This window comes from Alteromonas sp. G4i13 (genome assembly GCF_054960505.1).
The window spans coordinates 48,441-61,727 of record NZ_JBHNYX010000005.1 but is presented as its reverse complement, the minus strand read 5'-3'; the positions used below and the strand labels follow the sequence as shown (position 1 = coordinate 61,727).

At 45.7% G+C, this 13,287-nt stretch carries 7 protein-coding genes; 3 read left to right on the top strand and 4 right to left on the bottom strand.

The genetic code is table 11. From position 1 onward, the window contains the following. Position 1: 1 nt before the first annotated feature. Positions 2–1,003 carry a LacI family DNA-binding transcriptional regulator gene (locus tag ACFI6J_RS03515; RefSeq protein ID WP_348670369.1) on the bottom strand — a complete coding sequence of 334 codons (1,002 nt, stop codon included), beginning with the start codon at positions 1,001–1,003 and terminating at the stop codon, positions 2–4. A gap of 18 nt (positions 1,004–1,021) precedes the next feature. Further along, positions 1,022–2,380 (bottom strand): GH1 family beta-glucosidase, encoded by a 1,359-nt coding sequence (locus ACFI6J_RS03510; protein ID WP_348670368.1) that lies wholly within the window; start codon positions 2,378–2,380, stop codon positions 1,022–1,024. Between the two features lie 205 nt (positions 2,381–2,585). Between ACFI6J_RS03510 and ACFI6J_RS03505 the strand changes: the two genes are divergently transcribed. The 3 genes from ACFI6J_RS03505 to nhaC all read left to right on the top strand — a co-directional run bounded on the left by ACFI6J_RS03505 (position 2,586) and on the right by nhaC (position 8,133). Further along, the gene (locus ACFI6J_RS03505; RefSeq protein ID WP_075177264.1) at positions 2,586–3,848 is read left to right on the top strand and encodes a sugar MFS transporter; all 1,263 of its coding nucleotides are present in this window, start codon (positions 2,586–2,588) and stop codon (positions 3,846–3,848) included. Between the two features lie 12 nt (positions 3,849–3,860). Further along, the gene (locus ACFI6J_RS03500) at positions 3,861–6,413 is read left to right on the top strand and encodes a glycoside hydrolase family 3 protein (RefSeq protein WP_156087125.1); all 2,553 of its coding nucleotides are present in this window, start codon (positions 3,861–3,863) and stop codon (positions 6,411–6,413) included. Positions 6,414–6,645: 232 nt separating this feature from the next. Then, the gene (gene nhaC / locus ACFI6J_RS03495) at positions 6,646–8,133 is read left to right on the top strand and encodes a Na+/H+ antiporter NhaC (protein WP_348670367.1); all 1,488 of its coding nucleotides are present in this window, start codon (positions 6,646–6,648) and stop codon (positions 8,131–8,133) included. A gap of 133 nt (positions 8,134–8,266) precedes the next feature. Here nhaC and ACFI6J_RS03490 read toward each other — a convergent pair whose 3' ends face one another. Together ACFI6J_RS03490 and ACFI6J_RS03485 are read right to left on the bottom strand one after the other, a co-directional pair. Beyond that, on the bottom strand, positions 8,267–10,150 hold the full coding sequence (locus ACFI6J_RS03490; protein ID WP_348670366.1) for a GGDEF domain-containing protein: 1,884 nt from the start codon (positions 10,148–10,150) through the stop codon (positions 8,267–8,269). 136 nt (positions 10,151–10,286) lie between these two features. Beyond that, a complete protein-coding gene (locus tag ACFI6J_RS03485; protein WP_321824911.1) occupies positions 10,287–13,232 on the bottom strand; it encodes a TonB-dependent receptor in 2,946 nt (981 codons plus the stop codon). Positions 13,233–13,287: the final 55 nt, after the last annotated feature.

Genomic DNA, 13,287 nt, shown 5'->3' with positions numbered 1-13,287 from the left:
TTTATAATTTGCCTAATGTGTCCCTATTTACTACTTCGGGTTCAAATAAGTGCTCAATAGGAATAGGGCTTTTTATGCCATAAACATGTTGCAGCACCCAATAAGCAGCCATTTCTCCCATAGCGTGAATAGGGTTATTAATTGTAGTGAGTTTTGGATAAAGGTAGCGCGAAAACAGTACGTTATCGAAGCCAATGATAGAAAGCTGTGACGGTATATCAAATCCCGCTTCTCTTGCGGCGGTCATTGCACCAGAGGCCATTTCGTCGTTCGCGCATACCAATGCGGTAAAGTCAGAGAATGTTTTCTGAAGATGTTGCATGCCTTCTTGGCCTGATGACTCGTGGAAGTCGCCTTCAAAAACACTGTTTTCACGAAAGGTAATCCCTGCTTCTTGAAGGGCTCTTTTGTGACCTGCCAGACGATCGCTCGCATCCTTTTTAAATAGCGGGCCGCTAATGTACGCAATCTTTTTGTGGCCTGCATCAATAGCAGCTTTCGTTGCCATGTAACCGCCTCTTTCGTTGTCCACAACAAAGCAGTTCTCGTCGAGAGCGTCCACTTTTCGGTTTATCACAACAACGGGGATCTTACTGTCTACTAGTGTTTTTAAGTAGTCATCGGAGACGGCTTCAGCGTGAAGAATCAAGGCATCGCAACGGCGGCTTTTTAGAAACTCAATCGCTTCGTGCTCGCGCTTTTCATCCACATGACCGGCGGTAATAATAACGTGCTTACCGTTTTGTTTTAGCACATGTTCTACCGTACTCATCAGATCGCCAAAGTATGAGCCGTGTAGTTCAGATACGAGCAAACCGACGCTGTTAGTGCGGTTTGACGCAAGAGATTGAGCGATGGCATTGGGTTGATATCCCAACGATGCCATAGCATCCTCTACTTTTTTGCGGGTGCGCTCGCTTACCTTCGCGTTGCCATTCATAACGCGAGAAACGGTAGCTAACGAAACACCTGCGGCCTCTGATACTTGGTAAATTGTTGCCATACGGTTTGGTACTTGTCCTTATTTGATACCGCTAATGTACCCATTTATCCGGCTCTTAACCAGTTTTGAATAAGCCAAAGCGCTTTGTTTTGGCGTACGTTTTTGGGTTTCGTAGTCGACATAAACTATGCCGAAACGCTTTGAATAGCCCAGCGCCCACTCAAAGTTGTCCATTAGACTCCATGCAAAATATCCGCGTATGTCTACGCCTTTTTCTATTGCCTCATTTACCGCATTTAAATGGGTGTGGAAGTAGGCGGTACGCCCATTGTCCAACACTTCCCCATCTATGAGCTCATCATCCATTGCTGCTCCGTTTTCAGTGATATAGATAGGCGGTAAGTCGTAGCGTTGGTGCAAATCAACAAGCAGCTCGGTAAAGGCATCAGGAGTGATTTCCCAGCCCATTGCGGTTAATTCGGTTGTGGCTGGAGGCACAATTTCAAACCAACCATTGCCATCACTTTGATACACAGTGCGGGTGTAATAATTAATGCCTAAGTAATCGATTGGTTGGCAAATAATAGCCATATCACCTTCCGCAATGTCGGGCTTAACGTCGGGAGCGAGCTTATCGATAATGTCTGGATATTTGCCTTCAATAATAGGTTTTAAATACCATTGGTTTTGGTAATCATCGGCGAGTTTGGCGGCGTGTATGTCTTCGGGTGAATCACTTTTTGTATGGCAATTGCTAAAGTTAAGTACGATACCGTTTTGGCTTTTTGGGCAAACTCGGTTAAGCACCTTCAACGCTAAACCGTGAGCAAGCAATAAGTGATGCGCTGCCTTTCGACCATTTGCCATGCCTGTCTTTCCAGGTGCATGAGTGCCTGCCTCATAACCCAAATAGGCTGAACAAAATGGCTCATTTAATGTCGCGTAGGAGTGGACTTTTTCGCCCAACGCGTTTGCTACGGCTTCAGCATATTTTTCGAATGCATAGGCTGTATTGCGATTAAGCCAGCCACCGTTGTCTTCAAGGTGTTGCGGTAAATCCCAGTGATAAAGCGTTACGAACACTTTCATGCCGCGCTTGATAACTTCATTGACTAAGTTTACGTAAAAGCGCATGCCCACTTCGTTTACGCTACCGTCCTGTTTCATCACTCGCGGCCACGAGATAGACAGCCTATAAGCATCAACACCAAGAGAATCAATTAGCTCTACATCTTGTTTCCACAAATCTATGTGGTTACAGGCAATGTCACCATTAGTGGCATCAGTAATGGCATTTTTCTTTTCGCAGAACGTGTCCCAAATACAATCTAATCTTCCTTTTCTGTCTCCCTCTATTTGGAAACTTGATGTAGCCACACCAAACAAAAAGTCTTTCGACAACATCATTGAATTGGATGGAAGGTTAATTTCTTGCATCGTGGGTATGTCCTGACTATAACAATTTTTTCATATTAACCCTGCGCTAGACAGGGCAAATAACATCATATTTACATTGAATTCGATTACGCTTCGTGTAATTATCTCTTCAATGTAAGCGCTTACAAAATCATTTGTAGTTAGATGTAAGCGCTTTCAAATGTAAATTTATCATTAAATAGAAAAATAGCAACAGAGGTTATTCGTGGACACACCAGTGCAGCCTAATATTTCAAGCGCCCAAGAGGCAGAGGCAAACGGTGGATACCGTTTTGCGCTTATCTCACTCACCACGCTGTTCTTCATGTGGGGTTTTATTACCTGTTTGAATGACATCCTTATTCCTTACTTAAAAGGTGCATTCAACCTTAGCTTCACACAAGCAATGCTGATTCAGTTTTGCTTTTTTAGTGCCTATTTCATTGTGTCACTGCCTGCAGGCATGGTGGTGTCGCGCATTGGTTACCAGAAAGGTATTGTACTTGGGCTCGCTATAGCCTGCGTGGGGTGCTTGCTGTTCTTCCCCGCTGCATCAAGTCAAATATACGGTATTTTTCTGTTAGCTCTTTTTGTATTAGCGTCTGGTATAACCGTACTCCAGGTGTCTGCCAACCCTTATGTAACGGCACTCGGCGACCCTAAAACTGCCTCGTCACGACTCACCATGACCCAAGCATTTAACGCTTTTGGTACAACCGTGGCTCCCTTCTTCGGTTCTTATCTTATCTACGGCGCTACAGGAGAGCACGGAGGCGGTACGCCAAGCGCTTCAGACGTGCAAGTGCCTTACCTAATTCTTGCTGCATCACTGCTTCTTCTGGCTCTTATTTTCATGTATTTAAAGCTGCCGAAGCTAAATCACACCAGCGCAAGCACTGGAGTATTTAAAGGAGGTGCATGGCATCACAAGCACCTTGTTTTAGGCGCTGTCGGCATTTTTATGTATGTTGGCGCGGAAGTGGCTATTGGCAGCATGCTAGTGAATTATCTAGCGAGTCCGGCGGTTGGCGGATTAAGTGAGGCAGGGGCGGCCAAGCTGCTTGCTTACTACTGGGGAGGCGCGATGGTAGGGCGCTTTATCGGTGCTGTGGTCATGCAAAAAATCTCGGGTGGCTACGTGCTGGCGTTCAACGCTTGTGTGGCTATTGCGCTTATTTTGCTATCACTTTCAAGCACAGGAGACATAGCGCTGTGGAGCATTTTGGGAGTAGGTTTGTTTAACTCAATCATGTTCCCTACCATTTTTAGTCTTGCACTTCACCAGCTAGGAAAAGACACCCCACAAGGTTCAGGCATTCTTTGTTTAGCCATAGTTGGCGGTGCCATTATTCCACTGCTTCAAGGCATGCTTGCAGACACCGTCGGCGTTACGCTGTCATTTTTACTACCCGCTTCTTGCTACCTTTACATTGCCTACTATGGCCTTGTAGGAAGTCGCGTATCTCACATTAATACCACTGAAAAGTAACGAGGATAAATAATGCGAAAAAGTATAATCGCGAAAGTTGTTACCGGTGCATTGGTTGGCGTTTTAGTTAGTGCATGTTCAGCTGAAAAAAATACGTCTTCAGTCGATGACGTTGAGCCACAGCCAAACAAAGCGGGCGAGGTATGGCCTAAACTAGATATTGAAGTTAAAACAAACGCTACTGTCGAAACTAAGGTAGAAGAAATTCTGTCTACCATGACTATCGAGCAAAAAATTGCGCAGATGATCCAGCCTGAAATTCGCAATATCACGGTAGAAGATATGCGCAAATATGGATTTGGTTCTTATCTTAACGGCGGTGGTGCATTCCCTAATAACGACAAGCACGCCACACCAGAAGACTGGGTAGCACTTGCAGAAAAGCTTTATCAGGCTTCCATCGATGACAGTTTGGACGGCTCGACAATTCCTACAATGTGGGGGACAGACGCTGTTCACGGTCATAACAATGTTATAGGCGCAACCTTGTTTCCTCACAACATTGGATTAGGTGCGGCAAATAACCCTGAACTGGTAGAGAAGATTGCGCACATTACAGCTAAAGAGGTCATGGCGACGGGTATCGATTGGGTATTTGCGCCTACCGTTGCTGTGGTACGTGACGATCGCTGGGGCAGAACCTACGAGAGCTATTCTGAAGACCCAGCCATTGTTAGAGAGTATGCCGCTTCAGTGGTTAAAGGTCTTCAAGGCGCGGCTGACAAAGACTTCTTAAGCGACCAGCGTGTAATTAGTACAGTAAAGCACTTTGTAGGTGACGGCGGTACGGTTGGCGGTGATGACCAAGGTGACAATGTTGCCAGCGAACAAGAGTTATTTGATATTCACGCCCAAGGCTATGTGGGCGGATTAACGGCGGGCGCGCAGTCTGTCATGGCGTCGTTCAATAGCTGGAATGGCGAGAAGCTTCATGGTCATAAATACTTACTAACCGACGTACTTAAAGAGCAAATGGGCTTTGACGGGTTTGTTGTTGGTGACTGGAACGGTCATGGGCAAGTTAAAGGTTGCAACAACGAAGATTGTGCGCAGGCCATTAACGCAGGCTTAGATATCTTCATGGTGCCAAACGATTGGAAGGTGCTGTATGACAATACCCTAGCTCAAGTAAACGACGGCACCATCCCTATGTCGCGTATTGATGATGCGGTACGCCGAATTCTTCGAGTGAAAGTACGCGCTGGACTTTTCGAAAAGCCAAGCCCGGCAAACCGCCTGTTATCTGGCGACCGTTCGCTTATTGGCAAGGCAGAGCATAGAGAAGTGGCGGCGCAAGCGGTGCGCGAGTCTCTGGTACTGCTGAAAAATAAAAATAAAACCCTCCCGATTTCTGCAAGCAAACGCATATTGGTAGCGGGCGATGGTGCGGATAACATCGGCAAGCAATCAGGTGGTTGGAGTATTACGTGGCAAGGCACAAATAATACCAACGATGACTTCCCCGGCGGCAGCTCTATTTATGACGGCATTAAAGCGCATGTAGACAATGCTGGTGGTAACGTACAGCTATCGGTTGACGGTAGCTTTGAAACTAAACCTGATGTCGCCATAGTGGTGTTCGGTGAAGAGCCTTATGCCGAGGGTCATGGCGATAGAGAAACCTTAATTTATCAACACGGGAGCAAGACAGATCTAGCGTTGCTAGAAAACTTGAAATCTCAGGGCATTCCGGTGGTGTCGGTGTTTATCAGCGGCCGACCGATGTGGGTTAACGCAGAGCTTAATGCATCTGATGCATTTGTTGCAGCTTGGCTTCCTGGCTCTGAAGGTGCAGCGGTGGCAGACGTTTTGTTTGGTGAGCAGGACTTTAAAGGCAAGCTGTCTTTCTCGTGGCCGTCAGAGCCTCAGCAGATCGTTAACAAGGGCGATGAAACCTATGAACCTTTGCTGCCTTATGGCTTCGGCTTAACGTACAGCGATGACAATGTTCTAAGCGATACGCTAAATACTGAAATTAAGGTGAGTACTGACAGCAACAAGCCGATGGAAATTCTAAAGGGCTCGGTTGAGGCACCTTGGGTATTATGGCTCTACTCTGGTGATGATTCTCTGGCAGTGAACGCAAGCACGCATACTGTTGGAGCCATTACTTATCGTACGGTTGATAAGGAAGTGCAGGAAGATGCGCGTAAAATCACTTTCGATGGCACCGAGTTCGCCGCTATGCGTTTTGCAAGCAAGAGCTTCTTCCGTGAAGATTTAAGTGCGCAACTACTTACGCATGGTGCCTTAAGCTTTAACGTTAGTCGTCACTCAGACATAAATGCACCTGTAACCGTAGGCATGAACTGTGAAGGCGAGGGAGACGCAGCGGGCAGCTGTTCAACTCAAATTGATATTAGCGAGCAGCTAAAGGCAATGCCAGCTGACACATGGACAAACATAAGTATTGACCTACAGTGCTTTGTTAATGAAGGTATCGATTTTACCGGCCTTATTGTGCCGTTTGAGCTGGGAAGTTCAGGGAAGGCTAGCTTGAGTGTGGCAGATATTCAGTTTACCCCTGAGGCTGACAAATCGGCGAGTATAAGTTGCCAAAACTAAACAGTAAGTAGCTCTCAACGCTACTAGAAAAAACAACGCCGCCAACCTCAAAAACTGGCGGCTTTTTTTTGTTTGCACCGACCTTGAGCCTTCCGTTTATCGATCTATTATGCAGTTCATCCCGTAGCCAACCTGTAATATAAACAACAATCGTTGGTGAGATGAAAGTAGATAAGACGTGTTTCCGTCCTGCATTCATTCTTGTCATTCGGGAAAATTACAGGGTAGTAAAATGACAGATGAACAGCGTGAAACACCAAGTCTCTTACTTGCGTTAACACCTGTTGTATTGACGCTTTTAATCCTCGGCACCCAGATATTTTACTTCGGCGTGTTTGAGCCTCATATACCGCTTGCCATTGGCATAGCATTAACAAGTTTTGTTGGTACTTATCTTGGTCTAACGTGGGAAGAAGTGCGGGCAGGAATCTTTAAAGTTATCCATGTTGCGTTGCCGTCGGTAAGTGTACTTATTGTTGTAGGGATGATCATAGGTATTTGGATAGCCAGCGGTACGGTACCCACCATTATTTACTACGGGTTAAAGACCCTGTCTCCCCAAATTTTTCTGGCCGCGGGTATGGTTATCTGTGCAGTCGTTTCAGTTTCTTTAGGCACAAGTTGGGGCAGCGTAGGCACCGTTGGTTTAGCATTAATGGGTATCGGTGAAGGATTCGATATCCCCATGTACTGGACGGCGGGAGCAGTAGTTTCAGGCGCCTTTTTCGGAGACAAGGTATCGCCGCTGTCGGATACCACAAACCTTGCTCCAGCGGTTACATGTACCGACGTGTTTTCACATATCAAGAATATGATGGCAACGACAATCCCTGCCATGGTGCTCGCATTTCTGATTTACCTTGGCGTCGGCTTCTTCGTTATCGATGCTCAGAGCGTCTCATTTGCAAAAATTGCAGGTATCACCAGTGCATTAGAAGATAACTTTACCGTTACGGGGTGGGCGTTATTGCCAGCGCTTGTTGTTATGGGGTTAGCCTTAAAGAAAATTCCCCCCCTTCCTGCGTTATTTGCAGGAGCGGTTGTGGGAGGAGCCTTCGCCATGTTTATGCAAGGGCAGAGTTTGCAAGCCGTTTTCGATTATGCAAATAACGGATATGCCATCCAAACGAATATTGTTGAAATAGATAGTTTGCTTAATCGCGGCGGCGTTCAGTCAATGATGTGGACTATTTCATTGGTATTGATTGCGCTTGGTTTCGGTGGAGCGTTAGAAACGACAGGCTGCCTAAGAAGCATTATCAATGCAATAAAGAGCAAAGCGAAAACCTTTGCTGGTACACAGATAGCAGCGGTTGGTACGGCGTTTTCTACTAATCTGGTGGCTGGCGACCCGTACTTGTCGGTAGCCTTGCCGGGAAGAATGTATTCACCCGTTTATAGAGGCATGGGTTATTCCACGCTTAACCTGTCCCGTGGCATTGAAGAAGGGGGCACGTTAATGTCTCCGCTCATCCCTTGGAATGCCGGTGGTGCGTTTGTGATATCTGCTCTTGGCCTGGGTATTTCTGGCGCAAACTTAGAAAACCTGCTGTACATCCCTCTTGCCTTTGCATGTTGGACGGCGCCCCTAATAGGGATATTTTACGCCTATGTCGGTTGGTTCTCACCCAAAGCCACTAAAGCTGAAAAGGAAGAGTGGGAGTCTTCTGGCGCCGAAATAGCGAAATTTAATAAGGACGGAACGCCCGTTACCGAGTAATGTTGGATAAGCGAAAACAGTCGCTTGAAACGCGCGAGTGACCGTAGCTAAAACTAGTTACTACAGTGTTAAAGTCTGATGACTCTAATACTGTAGTACGCTCGACTTATTGGCGTTCAATTCTTTGGTTTTCTTAGTCATCCTGACTGAAAATACAAACTCTATTCCTACCAAACCTTTTAGCGACATAAAGCGCTTCGTCACACTGCTTAATGAGATTCGATGTTTCAATCCCTGTTTGATACTGCGCAATGCCAGCAGAAAAGGTTTGTGCGCTGATATTTGGCGTAATACGCACTTTTCGATAACTATCAAGGATAGAGCTAACAACTTCTTTAGCCTCGGCAGCCGACGTGTTAGGAAGGCACAGAATGAACTCCTCTCCACCATAACGTCCAAATGTATCTGTTTTTCTAATGGACTTGGAAACGTGTTCACAAAAGGCTTTGAGTAAATCGTCCCCACACTCATGGCCATAGTTGTCATTGATTTCTTTGAAGTTATCTAAATCGATTAACACCAAAGATAAGTCGTTTTTATACGCCTTTGCTTCATTTAGCTCTAACTGCACTGCGCCGAGTAAACTTCTTCTATTACGAATGCCTGTGAGCGTATCTACGGTCGCTAATGTTTCCTGTTCTCTTTTCAATCTTCGCTGGACAGCATATAGATAGCTAATGAGGGCCAAAAGTCCTAATAAAGTCAGCGCCCCAGCAGTAAGAATTAGATTCATTCTGTTGCTGTTTGCAAGTTCCAGTTGAGATAATTCGTGCTGTTGTTTTAAGAGTTGTAGTTTTCGCTCAGCTAACGCACTTTCATAATAGTCGCTAAACAGTTCTTTTCTGTCGTCAGTTTGATAGTAAAGAGATTGATAAAAGTTCTTACTGTCTCGCAATGCTGAAATGGCAGCCTCTTTGTTCCCCAGCTGCTCGAAAAGAGAAGACTGAATAGATTTGAATTGTGCCCAATGTAAATCGGGTGAGCTGTACTCGTCACTCAAGTTGTCGATAATTAAAGCTGACAACGCGTTAGCCCTTTCAAACTCACTCTGTTCTACTAGTGCTTTGAACCGAGAAATTTGATAAGTATTAGTATCGTATGAGGTTGGTAGTAAGGATATGAAACTCTCAGTTTTTTCAATTAATTCATGTGCCTCTTTTACTTTTCCCAGAGCATAGAAATTTTCAATTTTTAAAACTAGTCCATAGGTGTAGGTATTCCAGTCCTCAATGGATGTAGCGTATTCGGTGTATTTTTCGAGCATGTCGAAAGCCTCATCTATTCGACCTAAGTTATCGAGGCTTCTTCGTTGGCAGTCTAGGGCAATTTGGTAATACCGATGGGGGCTAGACAAAGGCCTAGTATAAAAAAAGGTCTCTGCACGAGAACACAATTCTAAAGCACGCTTATTCTCCCCTAAGTAAGACATATTGAGCCCTATCTCAAGCTCCATGTTTTCTATTGCACCGTCTCCAAAGAAGCGTTTTTCGGTTAATGAAGGCAGTTCGCCTAACACTTTCGCGCCTGAGTTTAGGGATGCTCTAATTAGTCCCATTCTCGCTAGAAAGATGGATTTAGTCGCAATAGCGTCAAAGTAAAGCTCAGGGTCATTGTCGTTGGCAAACGCTATTACTTCGTCAATAGTGCTATGAGCTAAACGCCACTTTTCCTGAATGGCGAGGTTATAAGCTGACAGAATGTTGTGTCTGAAATACAACGCTGGGTGTGAACGCTTTATATCTTTTAAGTGGTCTTTCGGGGCAAGTTTGTACTCTTCGAATCCCGTGGGATGATCAACCATAGATTGCAGTAAAGCAATGTAAACAGATGCAAGAGATGACTGTTCAGATAAGGTATCAGAGTCAGAGACTAATGCCGTTAACTCTTCTTCACTGTCGGGTTTACTGCCTATAATTTGGGAATACGCTTGGAAATATCTATCATCGTCAGATGCGAAGGTATTGTTTATTCCCAACAAAAATAGCACTAGTACGCTAATACACTTCTTATACTTCACTCTTCTTCTTCTTTTATTACTCGTACCTGAGCTTGTTTAGCGAGGTTATCAAATATTGGAAGAAATGTTTGATAATTCTAGCGTGCTAGAACAAAAAAGGGCCTGAAAAGGCCCTTAGTATTATTGCTCTATCAACTTAGAACGTATATCTAGCGCCAAGCGTGTAGCGAGGTCCGTACTGACGAGCAAATAAGAATTGCTCTTCGAATCGGCCGTAGCCACGCTCTGTTTCGTCGTTAATGTTTACGCCTTCTAGGAAGACAGTTAGGTGCTCATTCACATCATAGTTGATGCTGGCATCAACTTGACCAAAGGTGTCGAACTGAGTTGCTGGGTTATCTGAAGAACCTTGTGCTTGGCCAATACCCACAACATAGTCTGAGCGCCATGCATAGGTCACTTTAACAGAAAGGCCTTCTTTCTCATAAAACACTTGGAAGTTGGCCGAGTCACTGATACCTACTAGCGGGTCTTGCTCGTTCAGGTTGTAAGGATCGTATTCAACGTCACCGTCAACTAACGTTGCGTTGGCGCCGAAACCAAAACCAGTGTCGCCAAACGTGTGCTGTATAGCTAGCTCAATACCTTCAACCGTTTTTGAATCGCTGGAATTACCAGGCTGTGTGGTACGCCAGGTAATTAACGGGTCGTCCGCATTAGGGGTTACCACACCGTTTTCGTCAGCATAGCCGTTATCAATAAAGTAATTATAGATAGCGCTATCGGTGGCTTGCTCACCAGCTGCCGTTAATGCGGTCACGGCTTCGTTCCAGCGAGGGCCTTGATAGATGTCACGTAAACCTTCGAACTGCTGATCTTGACCTGTGGTTGTAATGTAGTTTTCAACCGACTTTCTGAATAAACCCACGGCAAGCATGCTCGACTCGTCGTAGTACCACTCAAATGAAAGGTCTAAGTTAGTTGACTCGAACGGTAGCAAGCTGGTGTTACCCGCCGATGCGGTTCTCGCGCCAATTTTAGGGCTTCCACTGAATGCCAAGCCACCTTGTAGCAAGCCAATCGGCGCTCTGGTAATTGATTTACCCCAAGAGAAACGCGCAACAATGTCATCCGTCACATCTACTTTTACGTCGAACATGGGTAATAAAATGTCATATTCGCCTGTAAAGTCTTGCACCTGTAGCTCGTCTTCAAACTGGGTGATCCACTCAGAAGCTGCGACCCAATTTACCTGTACAGGTACACGAACCTCCGCAGAGCTTGGCACTTCTGTTTCTTCGTAGCGTACACCAGCATTTATTTGCACGTAATAATCACCGACCTCGAAGTCCCACTCTGACTGAACATAAATAGAGTCGGTAATTTCCTCTACGTTACTGACAGAAGGCGCACCGCTGAAGTAAGGGTCGATAGAGTAAGCGTTACTCTCGCCAACGACATCACCAGTAATGAAAGCAAGTTGACGGGCAATGGCTTCGTCAAAATCATAGGTGTAATAGTAACCTGGATTCATGCCTGCGCCGCCACCGTCAAAGGCGTCTAGGAAGCCTGATGTGTCATTGCGAATAAACATGCTGTCTGGGAAAATTTCTGTGAAAGATGGACTAAAACCCGGGCCGCCGCGTAGTCCGCTCCACGCTTCAAAACCCGTCAATGCTTGTTCTGTTCGGGCGTAACCAAAGTCAATTTTAACCAGTGGAATGTCGAAAGCTGAGTTATACCACGTGCCGTCAAGCTGCAGCTGCTCAATATCGGAGCGACCTGGTGAGTAAATGAATTGGCTGAAGTTAGAGTCAATTTCACTAGGTAAGATTTCATTCGTACCGTTGTTCCAGTTCACATAAACTTGTGGAATCTCGCCTGCTCTGTAGTCGTAAACTTTTGACTCAAGCTGGTTTGAGCCCAGTATAATTTGGCCAGAGCTACCCAAACCTTTGTCATAACCGTTATCAATCTCGTTGTAAGAATCGTGGTAATCCAGACGGAAATGCCAATCGTCAGACACTACCCAGTCTAGGTTTACACCAATTGAACGCGCGTCAACTCGCGTGGTTTCGCGACTGGCAGTAAACGAGCCGTCGTCGCCACTAATATCGGCATAGACTGCTGTACCATTTTCGTCTAATTCGTACGCATTAATATTAGCGCCAAAGTTATTCCAAATACCCCATCCCACTGTGTTGGTGCCAGTAGTGGAGCGTGTTGCAGTGTAATCTATCGTTGCCGTAAAATCGTCAACTGGGCGAAATTGGAAAGTAACTTGGGCGTTTGAACGCTCACGCTGAACGTCAGTAATGCTGTAGTTCATGTCTTTAGGGAAGAACGCAGCGTCGGTAATATTGGTGCGGTTATCAACCACATTTTCAGGGTCTAAGTCAGGTAGTGCAGCGTTTTCTTGAAGCTGCCAGCCTTGAATATTTGCCGCTTGCTGCTGAAAGTCACGTTCTTGGTGAGAGAATGACAAACCAAATCCAAACATGTCATCGGCAAACGTGTTGCTGTAGACACCAGCAATTTCAGGGGTTACGTCATCACCCGCTTCGTTAGACGAGTCGTAAATGCCTTTCACTGAAAACGTGGCATTTTGTCCTGATTGCGCCAACGGCTTCATGGTAATAATGTTTACCGTTGCACCTAGTCCCCCGCTGGGATTTTCTGCACGGGCGGTCTTCTGAAGCTCAAGCGTGTTTACACCTTCAGAAGAAAGGTTGGCTAAATTGAAGGAACGGGTAAAGCCCGTCCCCGGCATTTGTCTACCGTTCAGGGTAATTAGGTTGAACTCAGGACCAAAACCACGAACGGTAATTTCACTACCTTCACCGTTTGAACGACTAATACTTACACCTGTAATGCGTTGAAGTGCCTCAGCCAGGTTGGTATCAGGAAATTTACCTAGTTCTTCAGCGGATATGGCATCTACTACGCCGCTTGAGCTGCGTTTCAAATCCATAGAGCGGATCATACTGCCGCGAATACCGCTTACTTGAATAACTTCAACTTCGCCCTCTGCCGGAGTTACCGCTTCTGATTCTTGTGCGTAAGAGGGAATAGCTAGGGTAGAGCCCATCAACAAAGCCATTGATGTGGCAAGCTGGGTCTTTTTAAATGGTGTGTTTTTCATAATTGCCCTACTAATTCTTATCAATTGGTCACTGCCGCTTTAAAGGCTAAAGCGG

Coding starts and splice junctions, on each gene's coding strand:
- nhaC (WP_348670367.1), top strand. CDS start 6,646: ATGACAGATGAACAGCGTGAAACACCAAGTCTCTTACTTGCGTTAACA.
- ACFI6J_RS03510 (WP_348670368.1), bottom strand. CDS start 2,380: ATGCAAGAAATTAACCTTCCATCCAATTCAATGATGTTGTCGAAAGAC.
- ACFI6J_RS03500 (WP_156087125.1), top strand. CDS start 3,861: ATGCGAAAAAGTATAATCGCGAAAGTTGTTACCGGTGCATTGGTTGGC.
- ACFI6J_RS03485 (WP_321824911.1), bottom strand. CDS start 13,232: ATGAAAAACACACCATTTAAAAAGACCCAGCTTGCCACATCAATGGCT.
- ACFI6J_RS03515 (WP_348670369.1), bottom strand. CDS start 1,003: ATGGCAACAATTTACCAAGTATCAGAGGCCGCAGGTGTTTCGTTAGCT.